Source organism: Lapillicoccus sp. (assembly GCF_025353065.1).
Lineage (GTDB): Bacteria > Actinomycetota > Actinomycetes > Actinomycetales > Dermatophilaceae > Lapillicoccus.
Window position 1 is genome coordinate 1 of sequence record NZ_JANXRJ010000039.1, and the last position, 21,398, is coordinate 21,398.

The window sequence follows — 21,398 nt, forward strand, 5'->3', positions numbered from 1 at the left end:
CGTAGGTGTTGTGGACCTCGACGACGACGCACTCGAGCGTCTCGTCGCGGCGGTGGCACCAGTAGAGGCTGATCGGGTTGAAGACGGTGCCGAGCACCCGCGGCATCGCGAGCATGAGGACCCGTCCCCCGTCGAGGTCGACGCCCTGGGTGGCCAGGAAGGTGTCGACGTTGGCGCGCAGGGTGCGTCCGGGGTCACCGAGGTGGTCTCGGGCCTCGAAGCTCGCGAGCCGGCCCAGCAGCCCCGACGCGGGGAGCCTGTCGAGGTCGACCAGCCACTGATAGCTGTGGTTGGTGAAGTCGTGGTGAACCGGCTCCCGGCGGATGTGCCGCACCGTCGTGGGGTAGATCCGGGGCGTGCTGACGCGGGGGGTCGCCCGCGCCGCGAACCCGGCCTCGAGACCGAGAGCGGGCCGCAGGTCGCTCGCGTCCACGGCGTGCCGCAGGTCGCTCATGTTGCTGCCATCTCTCGATCGTCCTCCACCGCGACCAGGGGGCGCTCGGAGAGGTCGGTACGCCGCGGGGCATCCCACGAGGCGCCGAGGTGCTCGGCGGCACGAAGGCCGGAGAGGGCGCCGTCCTCGTGGAAGCCCCACCCGTGGTAGGCCCCGGCGAAGGCGAGGCGCTCGGTCCGGATCTCCGGCAGACGGCGTTGTGCCGCAACGGATTCCGGTGAGTAGAGCGGGTGCTCGTAGTGCATGGTCTCGATGACCAGGCTGGGGTCGATGAGGTCCTCGCCGCCGAGGGTGACGATGAAACGGCGGTCGGTGACGAGCGGGCCTGTCGTGTCGAGCCGCTGCAGCCGGGTCATGTCGTAGGACATCAGGACGGTGCCGCTCTCGGTGCCGGCCGGCCGTCGTAGGTAGTTCCACGAGGCGCGCGCACCGGCGCTGCGGGGCAGCACGGACTCGTCGGTGTGCAGCTGGGCGACGTTGGCGCTGTAGGGCATTGCGCCGAGGATCTCGCTCTGGACCGCCGTCGGCTCGGCGAGCATCCGCAGCGCCGTGGCCGGGTGCGTGGCGATGACCACGGCGTCGAAGGTGTCGGTCCCGCTGGCGGACTCGACGACGACGCCGTCAATCGTCTCCCGGACCGAAGTGACCGGCGACGAGGTGCGGATCTCCTGGATGCCGACCGACACCTTCTCGACGTAGCGGGCCGACCCGCCGACGACGGTGCGCCACGTCGGCGAGCCGAAGACGGTGAGCATCCCGTGGTGGTCGAGGAAGGTGAAGAGGTAGCGCGCGGGGTACTGCAGCGCCACGGCCGGGTCGCAGGACCACACGGCGGCGACGACGGGGCCGAGGAAATAGGTCGCGAAGTAGTCGCTGAAGCCGACCCGCTCGACGAACTGCGCGAGCGTCTCGTCGGCGACCGAGGCGTCCTCGGGCGTCTCGAGCACGCCTCGGGCGGCGCGGTGGAAGCGCTTCACCTCGAGGAGCATCCGCAGGTATGCCGGGTTGGCCAGGTTGCGTGCCCGCGGGAAGAGTCCCCGGGCACCCTTGGCCCCGGCATACTCCAGGCCGGTCTCGTCGTCGCGGACCGACATGCTCATGTCGGAGTCCTGGGTCTCGACGCCGAGCTCGCCGAAGAGGCGCAGGAGGGTGGGGTAGGTGCGGTCGTTGTGGACGATGAACCCGGTGTCCACGTTGATCTTCCGGTCCGTCCGGTCACCGAGCGAGACCTCGTGGGTGTCGGCGTGGCCACCCAGCCGGTCGTCGGCCTCGAGGAGCGTGACGTGCGACTCCCGGGCCAGGACGTGCGCGGCCACGAGGCCGGCCACACCGCTGCCGATGACGGCGACGCGACGGGCGCTTCGGGGGCTGCCACCGGTGCTACCGGTGCGGGCGCTGCTCTGGGGCGACATGCGAGGAGTCCTGGTGTTCGGGTCGGGTTGGGACGACAGGGATTCGTGGCCGCCGCCTCGCGGGATTGGCTCTTCCGGGTCACAGCACCCCACCACCTCCGGTCGGGCGAAGTCGCCGCTGACACAGTCGAACCCGGGCAAAGAGGAACCCGGACCGCGCCTCGGCGGAGGCGCGGCCCGGGTGGCTGCGGTGGAGCGGTTTCGTTGCGGTGGAACGGTGGTGCCGGCCGCTCGGGTGCGGTCAGGCGATGGTGATGAGGGCGAGCGGCGCCGACGTCGGCGATGACGAGCCGCCCTCGGGCTCGACGGTGATACCGACGGCGCTGGCCGTGGAGGCGTCTCCGTCGAGGAGCAGGGTCTGGTCGGCGCGGGACGACATGATGCCGGCAGAGGTGAACGACTCACCGTGCTGGAACCACGCCTGGTAGACCTTCCCCGCCGGTGCGTTCGCAATACCGTGGGTGACCAGGACGGCCTTGCCGAGCGACTTGGAGGCCACGACCTCGGCGGAGGCGCCACCGGGGAAGGCCTGGGTCTTGCGGCTGGCGTTGGGGTCGGCGAGGACGCTCTCCGCGACGGTCTGGGTCTGCACCTGGTTGTTGTGCTGGACCGCGACGGCGGTGGCACCGCTCCCGATGACGATGACGGCGGCCGCGGCGGCGAGCCAGGTCGGGAAGCGTCTCGGACGCCGGCCGGTCTCGCGCAGCGACTGACGGGTGATCTCGATCCGGGCCGAGGCCTCCGCGGTGGCCTGCGGCGGCAGCGGACGGACCTTGGCGATGTCGCGCAGGACCTGCTCGCGCAGCCGGGCCGGCGGGGTCACCTCGGCCAGGTAGCCCAGCTGGCCGGCGGCAGCCCGGAGGCTGTCGACCTCGGCCACGCACTCGCTGCAGGCGGAGAGGTGCTTCTCGAAGCGGACGCGCTCGAGGTCGTCGACAGCGTCGACGGCATAGGCGCCGGAGAGGGTGTGGATGTCGTCATTCATGACTGGAGTCCCAAGGTGTCGCGAAGGCGGATGAGTCCATCGCGGATGCGAGTTTTGGCGGTGCCGAGCGGGAGGCCGAGCATGGAGGCCACCTCAGTGTGCGTGTAGCCACCGAAGTAGGCCAGTTCGAGGGCGCCGCGCTGGGCGTCCGTCAGGGTCGCGAGCGCCCTGCGGACGCGTTCGGCGTCGAGTGAGGCCTGAGCGGCCTCGGCGGTGCTGTCGTAGTCCACGTCCTGCGTGCTCTCGTGATAGGTCGTGTCCCGGCGGCTGGAGGCTTCGGCGGACCGGACCCGGTCGACGGCCTTGCGATGAGCGATGGTCATCATCCACCCCAGAGCACTGCCCCGATCCTGGTCGAACCGCGATGCGGTCTTCCAGATCTCGAGGAGAGCCTCCTGGGTCACCTCCTCCGACTGAGCTGGGTCACGGATGACGCGGACCACCAGGCCGTAGAGCCTGGAGGAGACCGCGTCGTACAGCTGGGCGAACGCGCCCTCGTCGCCGAGCGAGGCCTGCCGCAGGAGTGCGGCATACCGCTCGGCCGGAGCGGCCCCCTCCAGCGAGTCATCGCTGGAGGGAACCGCTCGAAGGTCAGCCATGGCTAGCATTCTGCTCTCTGCCTCTGCTGAGGGGTGGGAAGGACCTGCTGATCGAGATGGGTCAGGCGGCCGGGGGCATCAGGACGGAGTCGAGGATGTAGACCGTGGCGTTGGCCGTCTGCACGTTGCCGCAGATGACGTTGGCCTTGCCCGCACCGACCGTGAACGCCTCGCCGGAGCCGGCGACCGTGACGGTGCCACCCTCGAGGGTCTTGTGGTCGCCAGCGAGCTGGTCGGGGCTGAGGCGTCCCGCGATCACGTGGTAGGTGAGGATCTTGGTCAGCGTGGCCTTGTCGGCGAGAACGGCCTTGAGCGTGGCCGGCGGGAGCTTGGCGAACGCACCGTTGTAGGGCGCGAAGACCGTGATGTCCTTGGCCGAGTTCAGCGTGTCGCCCAGTCCGGCGACACCGACGGCGGTGACGAGGGTGGAGAGGACCGGGTTGTGGCTCGCGGCGGTGGCGACCGGGTCGGTCGACATGCCCTCGAAGGAACCCGTGCCGGTGGCCGGGACGGCGGCGCAGCCCGCACCGAAGGGCTTGGACATGGCCGCGGGGGCCGAGGTGCTGCTGCTGGTCATGGTGTCCGAGGACGAGGTCGCTGCCGGGGTGGTGGCGGCGGAGGACGAGGAGGCGGTGGAGCCCGCAGTGGTGCTGGAGCCGCAGGCCGCGAGGCCGAGCGGAAGAGCAGCGAGGAGGGCCAGGGTGGCGGTGGTGCGACGGATCTTCATGGTGTACGGCTCCTTAGCCGGTTGGGTTCACTGTCAGGAGTGATTCGCTCCGTGACCCCTGGTGGATTGCTCGGATGCACGGTTTTTCGCCCAATGTGGTCACGGTTGGGTCACGCGGGCCCGGTCAACCGGCGGGCGGCCGGCAGCCGCCAGGCAGGCAGTCGGCGGGCACGCAGAACGCGCCCGGACGTCAGCTGGTGACGTCCGGACGCGCTGCGTGCTGGCCTGCCGTCCTGCCCTAGGAGACGAGCACGACGATCTGCTGAATGCCGCTGGAGCCGTTGGGGAACGGCTTGGCCCGGACGTCCGTCTGCACCTGGCCCTTGAGGTCGGTGGCCCGCACCGCGATGGTGTGGCTGCCGGAGGTCGCGTTCCAGGGGAGGTACCACTGGCGCCAGTAGTCGACCCCGGCGTCGGGGCCGAGCATGACCTTCTGCCACGCGCCGCCGTCGATCTGGATCTCGACGAGGCCCACGCCGCGGTGCTGGGCCCAGGCCACGCCGCCGATCGCGGTCATCCCGGGCTTGATGGTCGACAGCGGTGCCGGCGTATCGACCCGGGCCGAGGTCTTGATCGGGGCGTCCGTGGCCCACTGACGCCGGGTCCAGTACGCCTGGTCCTTGGCGTAGGTGGTCAACGTGAGCTTGGTCAGCCACTTGGTGGCGCCGACGTATCCGTAGAGGCCGGGGGTGATCAGACGGGCCGGGAAGCCGTGGACGGCCGGCAGGGCCTGTCCGTTCATCCCGATGGCGATCATCGCGTCCCGGCCGTCGCGGACGGCGGCGAGCGGCGTGCTGATCGTGAACCCGTCCACCGCGGTGCTGAGCAGCTGGTCGGCCGAGGTGCCGACTCCCGCACGGTCGAGGAGGTCGGTCACCTTGACACCGAGCCAGGTGGCGGATCCCATGTAGCCGCCACCGACCTCGTTGGAGACGCAGGTCTGGGTGATGCTGCGCTCGATGAGCGGCATCTTGATGAGCTCGTCGAAGGTCAGGCTGAAGGGGTTCTTGACGTCACCGTCGATCTGCAGCTTCCACGAACCCTTGGCGACCTGCGGGACCGTGAGGTTGGTGTCGACCCGGTAGAAGTCGGCCGTCGCGGTGGTGAAGCTCGAGATGCCGGGGACCTTGGTGTCGAGGCCGGCCGGGAGCGCGGTGCCCGGGTCGGTCGCCTTCGGCAGGGCGACCGTCGAGGGGTCGCTCGACGCGGTGCCGAGCTTCTGTCCGATGGCCCCGAGGACGACGGCGCCGGCCGTGACCCCGACCGCTCCGTAGAGGAAGCTGCGTCGGCTGCCTCCCGTGGTGCTCCCCTCGCGCCGTCGCTGCCCCAGCGAGCGACGGAGCCAGAGGAGCACCGCGATGCCGACGACGCCGGTGCTGAGCGCGGGCAGGAGGTCGGTCACGGTGGCCAGCGGCCGGGTCATCGCGGCGGCGCCGGCGAGGGCGACGAGCAGCACGATGAGGCCGATGCCGATGGCGGGCCGCTTGCGCGACAGGGCCCCGGCGACGGCGGCCAGCAGGACGGTCACGACACCGACCGAGAGCAGCAGGACCAGCTTGTCGTTGGTCCCGAAGTGCTCGATCGCGAAATCCTTGAGGGTGACCGGGGTGGCGTCGATGACGGTCGAGCCGACGGCGAGGACGGGCGAGCTGGCCGGGTTGAACACGCCGGCGACGAGGTGACCGACCGCCATCCCCGAGAGGGCAGCGAGCACACCCGTAACGGCATACTGGAGTGACTCGGCAAACGTGCGGCGACGGGTTAACATGTGAGGCTTTCGTCACCGGAGTCGTGTCTGGATTGTCGGGGTGCCCGTGACCCACGCGACAGAGCGTCGGATATGTCCGGTTGCCTCCCGGGGGGAGAACCTTTGGGAGGATGCGGCATGACCTCTCCAGCCACCCGTTCTGCCTGGCTGAGGTGGACCGCGCTGCTGCCGGTCCTCGCGCTCGTCGCCCTCGCGCTGACCCTCGGACGTGACCTCGGGACGGTGCCCGTCATCGTCGTCGCGCTCCTGCTGGCCGGGGCGGTGCTCGCCGCCGTGCACCACGCCGAGGTCATCGCCCATCGGGTCGGCGAGCCCTACGGGTCGCTCATCCTCGCGGTCGCCGTCACGGTGATCGAGGTCGGACTGATCGTCACGCTGATGATCTCGGGCGGCGAGGGCACGGCGAGCCTCGCCCGCGACACCGTCTTCGCGGCGACGATGATCACCTGCAACGGGATCCTCGGGCTGTCGATCCTCGTCGGCTCCCTCCATCACGGTCTCGTCGTCTTCAACAGGGAGGGCACGGGCAGCGCGCTCGCCACGGTCACCGCGGTCGCGACCCTGTGCCTCGTGCTGCCGACCTTCACGACGGCGCAGCCCGGGCCGGTGTTCAGCCCCTCCCAGCTGGCCTTCGCGGCGTCGGCCTCCCTCGTGCTCTACGGGCTGTTCGTGGTGACGCAGACCGGCCGTCACCGGGACTTCTTCCTGCCGATCGGCTCCGACGGCGCGCCCATCGAGTCTGCCGACGACGACCACGACGGCCCGGCGGGCAGCACGACCGCCCGCAGCCTCGTGCTGCTCGTCGTGGCGCTGGTCGCCGTGGTCGGGCTGGCCAAGGTCGAGTCACCGGCGATCGAGTCGGCCGTCGCCTCGGCGGGTCTGCCCCCGTCCTTCGTCGGCGTGGTCATCGCCCTGCTCGTGCTCGCCCCGGAGACCCTTGCGGCCGTCAACGCGGCCCGGCGCGACCGCGTCCAGATCAGTCTCAACCTCGCGCTCGGGTCCGCGATGGCGAGCATCGGGCTGACGATCCCGGCCATCGCCGTGGTCTCGATCTGGCTCGACGGGCCGCTCGAGCTCGGGCTCGGACCGACCCAGATGGTGCTGCTCGCCCTGACTGTCGTCGTCGGGATGCTCACGGTCGTGCCCGGTCGGGCGACGCGGCTCCAGGGCGGGGTCCACCTCGTCCTGCTCGCAGGCTTCGTCTTCCTCGCCGCGAACCCCTAGCCGTCTCGCTGGCCCGGTCCGCTCCCGGCCGCCCGCCGGCACCACCGTCCGGCCCGACCTGTACCCCAAGGCCCGCACAAACACTGGCCGTTCGGCCGCATTGATGCACCCGAACGGATAGTTCATCTCCCGGATGGTCAGGCGGAGTCCATGAATGACCCAAACTTAGGACATGAAGTCACCCCTCCGCACCCTGTCCATCTCCGTCCTCGGCCTTGCGGTCGCCGGTCTCATCGGCGTCAGCGCGGCCGGCTCAGCCTCGGCTCACGAGTCGCTGGCCTCATCCGTCTCCGCGTCCGGCTCCACCTCCGTCAACGTCACGACCGTCGTCAGCAAGGTCAATCTCGCCATCCCCAGCTCCTGGTCCTGGGGCGGTGTGCGTCCCGGCACCACGTGACCTGAGACCAACCGCTCGATCCTGAGCCGAACTCTGGGCCGACCTGCCGGCCCGACCGCGACCCCGACGTCCCCGAGATGTCGGGGTCCGCGGTTTTTCGCTGCTACCAGCGGGCGCTCACTGGAACCCGACCAGCGCCAGCGGGTGGAACAGCTCGCGTCCCTCGTAGGACAGGTGCGACAGCAGGGCGTCGGTCAGCAGGTCGATGACCTCCTGCAGCGGCGCGACGTCACTCGGCCCCGCGCTCGTGCTCGCCGGAGCGACGAGGGCGACGAGCGCCCGGTCGACGTGCTCGAGGAGGTCGGCGATGACCTCGTGCTCCTCCGTCAGCCGGTCGATCACCGGGCTCGCGCCGGCCACCCCGCGCAGGTGCGGGAAGACGCCGCGGTCCTCGAGGGTGTGGTGCCCGGTCACCACCCGGCAGTACTGCTCGCAGTAGGCGCCGAGGGTCCAGTTGTTCTGCCGCAACGTCATTCGGTTGATCACGGACCGCGCCGGCCCCACCTCGAGCTGACCAGCGGCGACCTGCGCGATGACGTCACGCAGCTGGGTCAGCTCCGCACGCAGGGCGTCGTGCACGTCGATGAGGTGCTGCGGCGCCGCCTGCTGCTGCAGCGTGGAGGTCGCCCCCACCACCGCGGGGAACCTCGGGCGGGTCGACTCGTCCCACGCGGCCTGGTCGCTCAGCCGCGTGCCGTCGTCGGGCGTCGTCCGGATGACGACCGGGCCCGACGCGTATGCCGTGGCCGTCGCCACCTCCGGTGCCTCGGCGCTGTCCCCGGCCGCGTGCTGGGAGGCGGGCCCCGTTGTCGCACCTGCCCGCTCGGCGTCCACCAGGTCGCGAACCAGGGGTGCGACCTCCTCCCCGAACCGGCGCACCGCCCTGATGTCGTCCGTGCCGAGGATGAAGGTGCTCATGCCCTCCTCCAGAGCGAGCCGGGCCAGCTGCTCCGCCCAGTCACGCGGCATACCGGCTAGGCGGGAGCTCGAGACGGGGCCGCCGAAGCGGCCCATCACGTTGTAGAGCCGCCGGACCGAGGCCGGGTCGGGCCCGGCCGCCCGAGCCGCCTCGTCGATGACGGCGTTCATGCCGGCGAGGGCGTCGGGATCGGCGTAGCCCATGGTCGGCAGCCAGCCGTCCGCGACCCGCCCGGTGAGGCGCAGCATCCGGGGTTTGTAGGCGCCGAGCCAGATCTCGACGGCATGGGCCGGCGGCGGTCCGGGGTGGAGGCCGACGACGTGGTGGTGGTGGCCGGCGACGCGCACCGCTGCCGACCCCTCGGGGTGCCAGACGCCCCGGATCACCTCGATGCCCTCCTCGAGGGCGACGACGCTCTCGCCGGCCGTGAGCCGGGTGCCGCCCGCGGCCGCGATGGCGTCCCAGAACGCCCCGGCTCCGAGACCGAACTCGACACGTCCCCCCGAGAGGAGGTCGAGGGTCGCGACGGCCTTGGCCAGGACGACCGGCGGACGCAGGGGCAGGTTCGCGACGTTGAGCGCCACCCGCAGCGTCGTCGTGCGGGCCGCGACGACGGACAGCAGGGTCCACGCGTCGAGGTGCGCGGCCTGGTAGGGATGGTCCTGCACCGTGAGCAGGTCGAGGCCACTGACCTCCGCGACCTCCGCCAGCTCGAGGACGGCGCGCGGGTGGGCGGCGTCGGGCGAGGGGAAGACCCCGAACGCGAGGGCCTGGAGGTAGTCGGTCACGGGGCCATCCTCCTCCGCCGGCCGGGCCGCTGGGTTGCGTCAGCCGGCGTGGGCCGCGGCGGCGAGGGTGCGGCCCCCGATGGGGGACACTCGTGAATGTGGATGACGTGCGGGTCGGAGCCGTGACCGCCATCGTCGCCCTCGCTCGGAGCGAGGTCTGGACCGATCGCCGCGATGCAGCGGTGGCGCTCGCGTCGTTCCTCGACTCGGACGATGCGCAGGCGGCGCTCTACGACCTCATCCTCGACGGCAGCGACACCGCCGTCACGAAGGCGGCGACGGCGGCTGTCGCCCGCCAGGCCGATGCGCGGGGCTGGGCCGTCATCACGCTGGCGCTCGCCGGCGCCGACGACGACCAGGGCGAGTCGATCGGGACGGGCGTCGGCGAGGGAGTCGGGTGGTACGAGCCGGGAGACCGCGACATCGCCGTCACGACCGCCGCACGCCTGCTCGAGCACCCGGAGCCCCACATCCGGCTCGGCGCGCAGCGCCTGATGGCGATGCTCACCGGGACCTGAGGCAGATCTCGTCCCCGGCCTGCTCATGGTCCGTGAGCTTCGGGACGGTGGCGGTGATGAAGGAGTCGGTCGGGACCGTGCTGCCCGCGGCGAGGTCCTGGGAGAGCACCACCCAGTTGGAATCGATGACGGGGAGCCGTTGGGCGCCGGTGGCGGCCACCGCGGGCGCGACGTGGAGTCCGGCCCTCCGCCAGAGGTCCTGGGCCTTCTGGTAGTCCAGCCCGACGCCGTCAGGCACCGTGAGCATCGACGGCGGAACCGGCGTGGTGGGCGGCGTCGCCCTCACACCGGCCCCGAGGTTCTCTGCCGGGACGACCGGTGGCGGGCTGGTCCCGATCGCGCTGTCGCCGAAGGACCTCGCCGTGACGATCGACGTCCCTCCCTCAGGACCAGCGGCCGAGCCGCAGGCGGCGAGGACGACCAGAGCGGAGCAGCCGACCACCAGAAGCACACCACCGCGCCGTATGCCGCCGCGACGTCTCCTCATGCGCTCTCGGGCGGTTCTGCTCATGGTTTCCCCACGGTTGCCGTCGCGCTGTCCTCGTGAAGTGAGCAGCAGCGTCTCGATCCGGACCTCGCTCTCGCTCACAGCACCCAGCCTCGCCATCCTGCGTGGCGTCGTGCCCTCCTGGGTAGGACACTGGTCGTTGGCCGCGGCGCAAGGGGTCCCCCGAGACCTGAAACCTCCCGGGGGACGATGAGAGAGAGAAGGCACGGATGGAACTCAGCAGGCGACGTTTCCTCGGGGCGGCGGGCGCCGTGGCGGCACCGTTGGTGCTGGGCGCCTGCGGCGGCTTCTCCACCTCGACCTCCAAGGCGGACGCGGCCACCGGCCCGCTGGCCTTCACCACGTGGGGCACCGACGCCGAGCTCGCGGGCTTCCGTCAGGTCATCGCCCGGTTCGAGGCGGCCAACACGGGCGCGAAGATCGCCCTCAACGCGGTCCCCTACAACCAGATGTTCACCAACATCCGACGCCCAGCTGCAGGCGGGCAACCCACCGGACGTCTTCCGGGTCCCCTACTACACGTTCGGCAGCTATGCCGGGCGCGGCCAGCTGCTCGACCTGACGTCGCACGTGGCGACCGGCTTCTCCGACCGGTTCACGCCCGCCGCATGGGCCGCGGTGCAGAACGCGAAGAAGCCTTACGGGGTGCCGCATCACACCGACACCTCGGTGATCGTCTACAACAAGGCTGCCTTCGCGGCGGCCGGCATCACCTCCGTCCCCACCACCTTGGACACGGCGTGGACGTGGGACGAGTTCGACCAGGTGGCCAAGAAGCTGCGGGCGGCGCTCCCGGCGGAGAAGTACCCGCTCGCCGTGAACTGGCAGGGCAACGGCGTCACCCGGTGGCTGAGCTGGCTCTTCGAGGCCGACGGTCGCTTCCTGGCGGAGGACCTCAAGACCCCCGCGATCGACTCCGCGGCCGGCCGCGCCGCCGTCGACTTCACGAAGAGCTTCTTCACCAGCAAGTATGTGCCGCAGAACAACTCGGTCAAGTCAACGACCCTGGCGAGCGACACCTGGTATTCGCAGACCGCGGCGATGACCTTCGCCGGGGCGTTCTTCGTCCCCGATGCGACCAAGACCCTGAGCTTCGAGTGGGGTGCGACGTTCTCTCCACGGAAGGTGCGTTCCGCCGGGGACTTCGGGGGCAACGCGCTGGTGGCCACGGCCGGGACGAAGAACCCCGACCTGGCGGCCAAGTTCCTCGACTTCATGACGCAGGCCGACTCGATGCGCGACTTCTGCGCCGGAGCCTCGCTGCTGCCCACCCGCCGGGACCTCGTGGCGTCGGGCATCAACTTCAAGGTGCGTCCTGAGCTGTCCCCGGTCTTCATCGGCCAGGCGTCCAGCGTCCAACCGCGCGACTCGGGGCAGGTCGCGTCCCCGTCCATGTCCAAGATCATCACCGTGCTGAAGGACCAGCTCGAGTCGGCCTTCGTCGGCGGCCAGAGCACCGACGCCACGATCAAGAGCATCTCGGCGGGTATCGCCGCTGCGGTGGCATGACTGGCATGAGCTCTGCCTCCACGGCGCTGCGCAAGCGCGCGGCATACGGGACAGCGACCGCGGACGGCGGGAAACCCTCCCGGCGACCGACCCGTCGCTACCGCGAGTCGCTCGTGGGGTACGCGTTCCTCACCCCGACTCTGATCCTGCTCGGGGTGTTCGTCCTCCTGCCGCTGGTGGGGGCGGTGGTCATCAGCCTCCAGAAGACCAACGGCTTCGGCGCCGGCACGTTCACCGGTCTGGAGAACTACGCGCGGCTGGTCCGCGACCCGGTGTTCTGGCGGTCCACCCTCAACACCGCCCTGTTCACCGCCATCGTCACGCCGGTCTCGATGCTGCTCGGCCTCGGCGTCGCGGTGCTGCTGAACTCGGTGCTCCCGGCCCGCGGACTGTTCCGCTCGATCCTCATCGTGCCGATGGCGATCTCCGGGGTGGCGACCGCACTGATCGGCACGCTGGTCTTCGACCAGAACAACGGCGTGCTCGACAAGATGCTGCGCTCGCTCGGCCTGCCGGCGATCCAGTGGCAGTCCGGCAGCACGGCCGCCTTCGTCTCGGTCGTCCTCGTCACCCTGTGGTGGCGCGTGGGCTTCAACATGCTCATCTACCTCGCCGGGCTGCAGGGCATCAACCCCTATCTCTACGAGGCGGCCCGGCTCGACGGAGCCAACGGCTGGCAGCAGTTCCGCTACCTCACGGTGCCGATGGTCGGGCCCTCGTCGTTCTTCCTGCTGATCATGAACGTCATCTACTCGTTCCAGGTCTTCGACATCGTCTTCGTGATGACCGGCGGCGGCCCGCAGAACGCGACCTCCGTGCTCGTCACCTACGCCTACGACAACGGCTTCGTCACGCGCGACCAGGGGTATGCCGCGGCGATCGGCGTGGTGCTGCTGCTCGCCACCATGACCTTCACCGCCGTGCGCTGGCGCAGCAGCCGGAACCGGGACCCGGTCGAATGAGCAGCCTACGAGTGGACGGGAACCCTGTGGACGGGAACCGCAGCCGGCAGGAGGCGGGGTATGCCGCGGCCCGCCGGCGTCGCCACCGGAGCGGGCTGGCCCTGCGGATCGCCCTCGCCATCGTCGCCTGCGCCGTCGTGCTCTTCCCGCTCTACTGGATGGTGGTCGTCGCCTTCTCCACCCGCAGCGACCTGTTCAGCTCGGGCCTACGCCTCTGGCCCCAGTCGTTCACCCTCGAGAACTTCCAGCGGGTGTTCTCCTCGTTCCCCATCTCGGCGTGGTTCGGCAACTCGCTGGCGATCGCGCTCGTGACCTCGGCGATCACGGTCTCGACGAGCCTCCTGGCGGGGTACGCGTTCGCGCAGCTGAAGTTCCGCGGGTCGTCGTTCCTCTTCCTCGTGGCCCTGTCGACCCTGATGATCCCCGTGCAGGTGATCATGGTGCCGCTGTTCAAGATCGTCACCCAGCTCGGGCTCTACGGCAGCTACTGGGCGGTGATCCTCCCGACCGCGGCGTCGGCCTTCGGGGTGTTCCTGTCCCGGCAGTTCATCCTCGCCATCCCGCGCGACCTCTTCGAGGCCGCTCGCATCGACGGCGCCGGGCAGCTGCGGATCTTCCTGCAGATCGTCCTGCCGCTCTGTAAACCGCTGCTGGCCGTGCTGTTCTTCATGAGCCTCCTGCAGACGTGGAACGACTTCGCCTGGCCGCTCATCGCCCTGAAGGACAATGCGCTGTTCACCCTGCCGATCGGGCTGCTCTACCTCCAGGGCCAGTTCGGCTCGGACTACGGCGGCACGATGGCGTTCGCGCTGCTGACCGTGGCCCCGATGGTGGTGCTGTTCCTCGTCTTCCAGCGCTTCTTCGTGCAGGGTTTCGCCCGGAGCGGGATCCAGTAGGCCGCTCGGCCCCTGGCGTCCGGAAGCACCGGCCGGCGCGGTCGCCCGGCCAACAGGCACAAGCTCGCCGCGGCGGAAGGCTCGAGCCTCAGCCTGGCGGGTCGGCGGGCCTGCGCCTGTTGGTGGGGCGGCACCGAGGCCGACCCCTCACACCCACGCCGTCAGCGAACGGGCGAGGACGGCAACCTGCTGTGCCGGGACGTCGTCCGGCCGCCAGTCCTCCGGCAGCACCTCGAGCGGGGCGCTCCACTCGCCCGAGACGTACTGGCGCATGGACGCCTCGCCTGCGCCAGTAAGCCGGGTCGCCAGCGGCTGACCCAGTAGCTCGATCGTTGCCGGCCACTCCGTCAGAGGTCGCCTCGGGGCATGAGTCACGGTAGCGCCCGAAGCAGACCACTGCGTCCGGCAGGCCTGTAGCCCTGGCTACCGACCGCCGGACACACGGGGTTCGGGTCAGCGGCGCGAGCCCATCAGCAGGTCGAGCAGCCGCACGTCGACGCGGAAGCCGTCGCGCTCCTCGAAGACCGCCCCCGGGCGGCGGTGGCCGACGACGCCGAAGTCGCCCTCGAACTCCCAGAGCGCATAGCCCCACCCGAACTCCGCGAAGACCGAGAAGAGGTCGGTGAACCACGCCTGGGCGATGTCGTCGGGCGTCTCGACGTAGCAACCGAACTCGCCGACGTGCACGGGCACGCCGGAGGCCTCGAGGTCGCGCCACGGCCGGTAGAACTCCACGAGCGCGTCGCGGTCCCACCACTGCCCGTCGTAGGAGCACGGGTATGCCGGCGGCTCGAGCAGAGCTGCCGGCGGCCACCAGGGGGCGCCGGAGTGGGACACCCGCATCGGCTGGTAGCCCCGCACGCTCTGCGTCGTGCCGAGGTCGGCCAGCTCGGGCATCGCGAGGTTCCCCCCGTCGAGGCCGTCGAGGACGAGGGGTCGGCCCGGGGAGATCGCCCGGATCGCCGCGACCGTGCGGCGCACCACCGCCTCGTGGGCGTCCCGGGTGAAGCCGCGCAGGCCGAGCTCCGGCGGCTCGTTGACGAGGTCGAAGCTCAGCACCTCGCGTGACTCCACGGCATACCGGGTCGCGAAGCGCTCCCACGTCAGCACGAAGTCGTCCTGAGCGCGGACGTCCGACCACAGGTCGTAGGGCTCGCTCTCCCAGCCGGTGATGCAGTATCCCGGCGTGCGGTGGAGGGCCAGGCACAGGTGCAGCCCCCGCGTCCGGCACGCCTCGAGCGCGGCGTCGATCCGGCCCAGGACCTGCTCGTCCGCGCGTCGGGGGTCACCGTCCACCGCCCACGTGCGGTAGTCCATCGGGAGCCGGACGAAGTCGAAGCCCCATGCCGCGATGGCGTCGAGGACCTTCACGTCGGGGTCGCTCACCCCCCGGTCGCGCTGGAAGAGCCACTGGAGGTTGAAGCCGTAGCGAGGCATTGCGGTTACCCTTCTCTCGTGTGTACTGAAGCGCTTAAGTTCTGCCGGCCCCGATGACCCGACCCGTCGTGCCCCCGGCACGACCCCCGGCCGGAATGGCCCGCATCGAGCGCGACCACCCCGTCCGCAGCGCGCTGCGCCTGTATGCCGGCCAGCGCCGCCGGATCGCACTGGCCGCCCTGGCGTTCACCGCCAAGCACTCCCCCGTCTGGGTCATGCCGCTGCTGACGGCCAATGTCATCGACGCCGTCGTGCAGCGTTCTCCCACACGGGTGCTCGTGGTCAACGCCGTGGCGATGGTGGCCCTCGTGGTGCTCAACCTGCCGATGACCTGGGCCTATGCGCGCTGGTTCAGCCTCGCCGTCCGCAGCGTCGAGGCCGACTGCCGGATGGGACTCTGCCAGCGGCTGCAGGAGCTGTCGATCGGCTACCACCGCCGCACCAGCGCCGGGGTGCTGCAGGCCAAGGTGATCCGCGACGTCGAGAACATCGTCGAGACCTCGCGGCAGGTCTTCGACAGCGGGATGGCGGCCGTGACCACGCTGCTCGGCGCCCTCGTGCTGACCGCCATCCGGGTGCCCCAGTTCCTGCCCGTCTTCCTCCTCGTGGTCCCGGCGGCCGCACTCGTGGTCCGTGCCATGCGCCGCCGGATGACCCACCGCAACCAGCTCTTCCGACGGGAGATCGAGCAGCTCTCGGCGCGGGTCAGCGAGATGACCCACCTCATCCCCGTGACGCGGGCCCACGCGACCGAGTCCGACGAGCTCGCCCGGATCGACAGCTCGCTCGGGCGCGTCCGCACCCAGGGCACCCAGCTCGACGTGCTCAACGGCGGCTTCAACGCCCTGGCCTGGATGCTGTTCCAGCTGCTCAGCGTCGGCTGCCTCGTCACCGCGGCGGCGATGGCGAGAGCGGGGACGTTCGACCTCACGGTCGGTGACGTGGTCCTGCTCTCGACCTACTTCCTCACCCTCACCGGCGCCGTCAGCATGCTCCTCAACGTCGCACCGGTCGCGACCCGCGGCCTGGAATCGGTCCGCTCGATGGCCGAGGTCCTCGCCGAGCCCGATCTCGAGCTCAACGCGGGCAAGCGCCGCGTCACCCGAGTCGAAGGCGCCTTCCGGTTCGAGCACGTCACCCTCACCTATCCCGACGCGCCGACCCCCGCTCTCAGCGACATCGACCTCGTCGTCGAGCCGGGCGAGACCCTCGCGCTGGTCGGGCCGTCGGGCTCGGGCAAGTCGAGCCTGCTCAACCTGGCCATCGGCTTCCTCCACCCCACGCATGGCCGGCTGCTGCTCGACGGCGAGGACCTGCAGGACCTCGACCTGCGGGACTACCGCCGCCGCCTGGCCGTCGTGCCGCAGGAGTCGCTGCTCTTCGAGGGCTCGGTCCGCGACAACGTCACCTACGGCCAGCCCCACCTCGACGACCGGGCCCTGCAGAGTGCCCTCGAGGACGCCAACGCCTGGGACTTCGTGCAGGAGCTCGGCGGGGTCGACGCCCCGGTCGGCGAGCGCGGCGGTCGGCTCTCCGGCGGCCAGAAGCAGCGGCTGGCGATCGCCCGCGCCCTCATCCGCGACCCGCGGGTGCTCGTCCTCGACGAACCGACCGCGGCCCTCGACCCACGGTCCGAGGCGATGGTCCAGGAGGCGCTGGCCCGGCTGGTCCGCGGCCGGACGACCTTCGTCGTCGCCCACCGCCTGTCGACGATCCGCGGAGCCGACCGGATCGCGGTCCTCCAGAACGGTCACCTGGTCGAGGTCGGCAGCCACGACGAGCTGATGGCGCGCGGCGGCGCCTACGTCGAGCTCAGCACGCTGGCCGCCGGCTGAGGCGTCGACCCGGAGGAGGGGGAACACCCGGTCACGACCCCAGGTGCTCGGCGAGGAAGTCGCCAATCACCCTGTCGTGGAACGCTTGTCCTCCCTCGTGGTCGTTGAAGGGATACTCCCGGATCTGCTTCGGCCCGGCATACGCGTTGTATGCCGCGTAGACGGTCGATGGCGGACAGACCTGGTCCATGAGGGCCACGGAGAACAGCGCCGGAGCGGTTGCCCGGGTGGCGAGGACCGCCGCGTCGATGTAGGAGAGCGTGCGGAACGTCTGCTCCGCGTGGTCGCGGTGCACCGCGAGGTATGCCGCGACCTCCGAGTAGGGCGCGCTCGACGAGATCTCGCTGCCGCGCCGGATGTCGCAGAGGAACGGGACGTCGGCGCAGACCGCGCGCAGCGGCGCGGTCGCTGCCGGGGACAGGCCCAGCAGCGCCGCGGTCGCGAGCGCGATGCCCCCGCCCTGGCTTCCTCCGGTCACCGCCACCCGGGTCGCGTCGGCGCCGGGGAGCTCGGCCACGGACTCGACCGCTCGGACGGTGTCGGCATAGACCCGGCGGTAGTAGTGGTCGCCCGGGTCGAGGAGACCGCGGGTGAGGAAGCCGGGGTGGGACGGCCCCGACCCCACCGGGTCCGGGGTGTCGCCGACCGCATAGCTCGAGCCCTGACCGCGGGTGTCGACCTCGAGGCAGGCCCACCCGGCGAGGACGAACCACGGCACCTGGTGCGGCAGGCCGCGGCCGCCGCCATAGCCCTGGGCGTGCACGACGACCGGCACGGGGCCGGGCACCCCCGCCGGCACGTGCCACCACGCCCGCACCGGGTGGCCGCCGAAGCCGGACAGCTCGACGTCCCAGGTGTGCACCAGTGGGAGCCCGGTGTCGACGGGCTCGACGTGGACCGGACGTGCGTGGCTGCGGGCGGCCTCCAGCGTCCCCACCCAGAAGGCCTTGAAATCTTCGGGCTCGGGCGTGGTGCACCGGTGCCGGCGCAGGGCCTCACCGCTGAGGTCCCACAACGGCATCGGGGCTCACCTGCCTCCGTCGGGCTGAACTCGCCTATCACCGAGGTGCGGGTCGCGTGACTGCTGGACCCGGAAGAGGACGTCGACGACCTCGGCCCCGAAGTCGGCGCCGCACCGGTGGCCGGGCGAGCCCGCCCGGATGTCGGCGACCAGCTCGTCCAGAGCGTGGGCGTAGGCGACATCGGCCCCGACGCCCGCACCGGGGCGTTCCGACCAACCCCCCTCGTGCCAGAAGGCGAGGTCGAAGTGCGTCGCCGCCGGCGGCATCGTCAGGCTGAGCGACATCGTGCTGACCGCACCGGACTCGTGGGTCAGCAGGGCCTCGGTGATATCCCCCCGACCCGCGGTTGCCGTCACCTCGGCGACCGGTCCCAGGACCGGCAGCAGCACCGACAGGGCGTGAGGGCCCACGTCCCACAACGCTCCTCGGTCATCCCGCCAGGGCGACCCGGCGAACGGGTTGCCGGGGTCGAGCAGGGAGGCAAGCCATGTCGCGCGCCCGCCGCCGCAGTCGCGGGTGGCCAGGTCCTGCAGCCAGGCCTCGCGGTCGGGAACGAAGCGCTCGGTGAAGAACACGACGCTGCTCGTGCCCGCCTTCCGCACCGCGTCGGCGACCGCCCGGGCCTGCGCCGGTTCGAGCGCCACGGGTTTCTCGAGGAGCAGGTGGCAGCCGCCTGCCGCCGCGCGCACGGCGAGCCCGGCCTGCACGTCGGGCGGGACGGCGAAGAGGACCACGTCGACCGCGTCGAGGAACGCCTCGACGTCGGTGCCCGACGCCGCACCGTAGGGCGCTGCGAGCTCAGCGGCCCGGACCTCGTCGCGCCCCCAGACCGCGACGAGGTCGAGCTCGGTATGCCGCGCCGCTCCCGGTGCGTGGATCTCCCTGGCCCAGTAGCCCGTCCCCGCGACCCCGACCCTCAGCCGGGTCACCCGACCACCGACCCGGCCATGGCTGCGGCCGGGTGGAAGAGGTCGTTGCTCGAGCGGAGCACGAGCGGGTCGAGGAAGCTGCCGGGGGAGACCCCCACGGTCCCGGTGACCCTGAAGGTCACGCGCTCCCCCGGCAGCAGGGTCACGAGCATCTCGTCGACGCTCGCGGAGGGGTCGAGCCGGTCGACGAGGAGGGTGAGGTCTCGCACCAGGGTGCGGGCCATCACCTCGACACGGTGGCCGCCCGGCTCGGGAACGACCTGGACGTCGAGCTGTGGCGCGGGCAGGTTGGCCTCGACGTCCTCGACGAAGTGCCACCAAGCAGCCCCCACACCGGCGCCCACCCGCAGGACCTCGGACGTCGGGTCGTCCGGACGGGTCAGTCGCCCGGGGAGGGGAACAGTGAGCACCGATCGCGGGGCGACCTCGAGGATCACCGACTCGCCGGCCATCAGCCGGCCGTCGACGTGCCGGCGTTCGGCGGGCACCGTCTCGAGCCACGGCTTGTCGGAGTCGTTGACCGCGAGGAGGGCCAGCCCGTCGCCGCGCGGCTGGAGCGTGAGGAGGCGGTCGGCGTAGGCGTGGCGCATCGCGTACCAGAGCGGCTTGCGACGCCCGGCTCCGTCCAGGGCCGCCCAGGAGGTCACCGGCCAGCAGTCGTTGAGCTGCCACAGCACCGTCCCGGCGCACCGGGGCCACCACGACCGGAAGTGCTCGATGCCGAAGCGGACCGCCCGCGCCTGGTTGAGGCTCGTGGCCCAGTGCCAGTCCTCCATCCGGTCCGGGATGGGCAGGTGCCCGGAGAGTCCGCGGTCCAGCTTGAGGTTGCCGTCCTCCGCCTTCTGGTGCACCAGCATCCCTGCCGAGTCGGGGCGCAGGGGCTCGTCGTGCACGGCACCGACGAGGGTGGTCCACGTCGGGGGCCCCTGGAATCCGAACTCCGCGACGAACCGCGGTGTGTAGTCCCGGTATACGGAGTAGTCCCGCTCGTTCCACACGTCCCAGATGTGCATGGTCCCGTGGTCGGGGTCGTTGGGGTGCGTGCCCTCGGCGAAGGAGAACGGGCTCCCCGGGCTGTAGGGCCGGGTCGGGTCGAGCTCGGCGACGATGGCGGGCAGGATCTGCGTGTAGTAGCCCCAGCCCCAGGTGCGATCCCCGATGGCGTCCTGCCAGTCCCAGTCGGCATGGCCCCAGATGTTCTCGTTGCAGCCGTTCCAGAGCACCAGGCTGGCGTGGGCCGAGAGGCGGGTCACTGCCTCCCGGGCCTCGGCGACGACCTCGGAGCGCAGCGGCTCCTCCTCGGAGTAGGCCGCGCAGGCGAAGAGGAAGTCCTGCCAGACGAGCATCCCGGTCTCGTCGCAGTGCCGGTAGAGGTCCTCGCTCTCGTAGATGCCGCCGCCCCAGATCCGCACGAGGTTGCACCCGGCGGCCGCGGCCTCGTCGAGGCGCGCGGCATACCGCTCGGCGGTGATCCGGGAGGGGAAGCAGTCGTCCGGGATCCAGTTGACCCCCCGCACGAAGAGCGGGGTGTCGTTGACGAGCAGGCGGAAGGGCGTCCCGTCGGCGTCGGGGGTGGTGTCCAGCGCGACGGTCCGGAAACCGACGCGGCCACGCCACTCGTCGCAGATCTCGCCCCGCGCCTCGAGGGTGACCAGCACGTCGTAGAGCGGCTGCTCGCCGTAGCCCCGCGGCCACCAGCGGTCGACCGACGGCACCGTGACCTGCGCAACGACTCCCGTCGCTCCGGGTTCTGCGTCGACCCGCACCGTCTGCCCCGCTACCGTCACGGTGACCGCGAGGGCCGTGTCGGCAGAGCGGAGTTCCCCGCTGAGGTCGACGTGGGCCCACAGTATGCCGTCGTCGCCGACCACGTCGACGAGCGGACGCACCGACGCGATCCGTACGTCGGACCACGACTCGATGCGGATCAGGCGCCAGATGCCGGCGGTGACGAGGTCCGGACCCCAGTCCCACCCGTAGTTGCTGGCCATCTTGCGGGCGGCGTTGAAGGGGTGGGTGTTGATGTGGGGCAGCGGCCCGAGCTCCTCGCTGGCGCGGCGCGTCGCCGGCACGCCGGCCGCGAAGGTCACGGCCAGCGCGTTGTCGCCCTCGACGAGCAGCCCTGCGAGGTCGAAGCGGTGGGTGCGGTGCATGTTGGCGGTAGTGCCGAGGACGTGGCCGTTGAGCTCTACGGTGGCGAAGGTGTCGAGGCCTTCGGCGACCAGCTCGGTCTGCTCGCCCGGGTGGGAAGAGGGGTCCCAGTGGAAGGTCGTCTCGTAGCGCCAGTCGACGAACCCGATCCAGGCCTGCTCGCGCTCCTGGTCGTCGAGGTAGGGGTCGGGGACGACGCCGGCGGCCAGCAGGTCGAGGTGGATGCAGCCCGGCACGTCGGCCGGGAAGGTCGCGCCCGCGACGGACGCCGGCACCTCACCTGCGGCCGCCCGGACGGTCCAGCGCTGGTCGAGGTCGAGCGGCATGGGTCTGGTCTCCTGGGTTGTGCGTCGGGGTG

The 21,398-nt window shown here is 71.2% G+C and carries 20 protein-coding genes; 7 read left to right on the forward strand and 13 right to left on the reverse strand.

All coding sequences use genetic code 11. The features are described 5' to 3' along the window. From Q0R63_RS03765 to Q0R63_RS03790, 6 genes are all read right to left on the reverse strand, one after another. Positions 1-454, reverse strand: a 454-nt coding sequence (locus Q0R63_RS03765) for a DUF1365 family protein (RefSeq protein ID WP_295694214.1), incomplete at its 3' end; no start/stop codon positions are given. Then, entirely contained in the window at positions 451-1,866 is a 1,416-nt protein-coding gene (locus Q0R63_RS03770) for an FAD-dependent oxidoreductase (protein WP_295694217.1), read from the reverse strand. The genes Q0R63_RS03765 and Q0R63_RS03770, both read right to left, overlap by 4 nt. Before the next feature lie 241 nt (positions 1,867-2,107). Then, complete coding sequence (locus tag Q0R63_RS03775; protein WP_295694219.1) at positions 2,108-2,851, reverse strand: anti-sigma factor; 744 nt, start codon at positions 2,849-2,851, stop codon at positions 2,108-2,110. Continuing rightward, entirely contained in the window at positions 2,848-3,450 is a 603-nt protein-coding gene (gene sigK, locus Q0R63_RS03780) for an ECF RNA polymerase sigma factor SigK (RefSeq protein ID WP_295694221.1), read from the reverse strand. Before sigK ends, Q0R63_RS03775 begins: the two co-directional genes overlap by 4 nt. Positions 3,451-3,511: 61 nt before the next feature. Continuing rightward, positions 3,512-4,177 (reverse strand): fasciclin domain-containing protein, encoded by a 666-nt coding sequence (locus Q0R63_RS03785; RefSeq protein ID WP_295694223.1) that lies wholly within the window; start codon positions 4,175-4,177, stop codon positions 3,512-3,514. Between the two features lie 238 nt (positions 4,178-4,415). Next, on the reverse strand, positions 4,416-5,945 hold the full coding sequence (locus tag Q0R63_RS03790; protein ID WP_295694225.1) for a molybdopterin-dependent oxidoreductase: 1,530 nt from the start codon (positions 5,943-5,945) through the stop codon (positions 4,416-4,418). A 117-nt stretch (positions 5,946-6,062) separates the two neighbouring features. Between Q0R63_RS03790 and Q0R63_RS03795 the strand changes: the two genes are divergently transcribed. Continuing rightward, positions 6,063-7,169 (forward strand): ionic transporter y4hA, encoded by a 1,107-nt coding sequence (locus tag Q0R63_RS03795; RefSeq protein WP_295694229.1) that lies wholly within the window; start codon positions 6,063-6,065, stop codon positions 7,167-7,169. 172 nt (positions 7,170-7,341) lie between these two features. Then, complete coding sequence (locus Q0R63_RS03800; RefSeq protein WP_295694232.1) at positions 7,342-7,566, forward strand: hypothetical protein; 225 nt, start codon at positions 7,342-7,344, stop codon at positions 7,564-7,566. A gap of 117 nt (positions 7,567-7,683) precedes the next feature. Here the strand turns inward: Q0R63_RS03800 and Q0R63_RS03805 are convergent, their stop codons facing one another. After that, positions 7,684-9,273, reverse strand: a complete 1,590-nt coding sequence (locus Q0R63_RS03805; RefSeq protein WP_295694235.1) for an LLM class flavin-dependent oxidoreductase — start codon at positions 9,271-9,273, stop codon at positions 7,684-7,686. A 98-nt stretch (positions 9,274-9,371) separates the two neighbouring features. On the opposite strand from Q0R63_RS03805, the gene Q0R63_RS03810 reads away from it, so the two are divergent. Then, positions 9,372-9,791, forward strand: a complete 420-nt coding sequence (locus Q0R63_RS03810) for a hypothetical protein (protein ID WP_295694239.1) — start codon at positions 9,372-9,374, stop codon at positions 9,789-9,791. Here Q0R63_RS03810 and Q0R63_RS03815 read toward each other — a convergent pair. Further along, positions 9,778-10,278: a PASTA domain-containing protein gene (locus Q0R63_RS03815; RefSeq protein ID WP_295694242.1), complete on the reverse strand. Its 501-nt coding sequence runs from the start codon at positions 10,276-10,278 to the stop codon at positions 9,778-9,780. The genes Q0R63_RS03810 and Q0R63_RS03815 overlap by 14 nt on opposite strands. 210 nt (positions 10,279-10,488) lie before the next feature. Here Q0R63_RS03815 and Q0R63_RS03820 point away from each other — a divergent pair, with 210 nt between their 5' ends. From Q0R63_RS03820 to Q0R63_RS03830, 3 genes are read left to right on the forward strand one after another with little or no spacing between them, the layout of a single operon-like run. Then, complete coding sequence (locus Q0R63_RS03820) at positions 10,489-11,808, forward strand: sugar ABC transporter substrate-binding protein (RefSeq protein ID WP_295694245.1); 1,320 nt, start codon at positions 10,489-10,491, stop codon at positions 11,806-11,808. Positions 11,809-11,813: 5 nt separating this feature from the next. Continuing rightward, positions 11,814-12,770: a sugar ABC transporter permease gene (locus Q0R63_RS03825; protein WP_295694248.1), complete on the forward strand. Its 957-nt coding sequence runs from the start codon at positions 11,814-11,816 to the stop codon at positions 12,768-12,770. Between the two features lie 11 nt (positions 12,771-12,781). Further along, positions 12,782-13,666: a carbohydrate ABC transporter permease gene (locus Q0R63_RS03830; protein WP_295694252.1), complete on the forward strand. Its 885-nt coding sequence runs from the start codon at positions 12,782-12,784 to the stop codon at positions 13,664-13,666. Between the two features lie 147 nt (positions 13,667-13,813). On the opposite strand, the gene Q0R63_RS03835 is transcribed toward Q0R63_RS03830, so the two are convergent. Together Q0R63_RS03835 and Q0R63_RS03840 are read right to left on the reverse strand one after the other, a co-directional pair. Further along, on the reverse strand, positions 13,814-13,939 hold the full coding sequence (locus tag Q0R63_RS03835) for a hypothetical protein (protein ID WP_295694254.1): 126 nt from the start codon (positions 13,937-13,939) through the stop codon (positions 13,814-13,816). A 180-nt stretch (positions 13,940-14,119) separates the two neighbouring features. After that, the gene (locus Q0R63_RS03840; RefSeq protein WP_295694256.1) at positions 14,120-15,103 is read right to left on the reverse strand and encodes a cellulase family glycosylhydrolase; all 984 of its coding nucleotides are present in this window, start codon (positions 15,101-15,103) and stop codon (positions 14,120-14,122) included. Between the two features lie 53 nt (positions 15,104-15,156). Here Q0R63_RS03840 and Q0R63_RS03845 point away from each other — a divergent pair, with 53 nt between their 5' ends. Beyond that, positions 15,157-16,938: an ABC transporter ATP-binding protein gene (locus Q0R63_RS03845; RefSeq protein WP_295694258.1), complete on the forward strand. Its 1,782-nt coding sequence runs from the start codon at positions 15,157-15,159 to the stop codon at positions 16,936-16,938. Positions 16,939-16,969: 31 nt separating this feature from the next. Here Q0R63_RS03845 and Q0R63_RS03850 read toward each other — a convergent pair whose 3' ends face one another. Genes Q0R63_RS03850 through Q0R63_RS03860 form a run of 3 tightly spaced genes read right to left on the reverse strand, consistent with a single transcriptional unit; the run spans position 16,970 to position 21,366 of the window. Continuing rightward, positions 16,970-17,959 (reverse strand): acetylxylan esterase, encoded by a 990-nt coding sequence (locus Q0R63_RS03850; protein WP_295694261.1) that lies wholly within the window; start codon positions 17,957-17,959, stop codon positions 16,970-16,972. Positions 17,960-17,965: 6 nt separating this feature from the next. After that, positions 17,966-18,889 carry a Gfo/Idh/MocA family oxidoreductase gene (locus tag Q0R63_RS03855; protein ID WP_295694265.1) on the reverse strand — a complete coding sequence of 308 codons (924 nt, stop codon included), beginning with the start codon at positions 18,887-18,889 and terminating at the stop codon, positions 17,966-17,968. Next, the gene (locus Q0R63_RS03860; protein WP_295694268.1) at positions 18,886-21,366 is read right to left on the reverse strand and encodes a glycoside hydrolase family 2 protein; all 2,481 of its coding nucleotides are present in this window, start codon (positions 21,364-21,366) and stop codon (positions 18,886-18,888) included. Before Q0R63_RS03860 ends, Q0R63_RS03855 begins: the two co-directional genes overlap by 4 nt. Positions 21,367-21,398 lie beyond the last annotated feature (32 nt).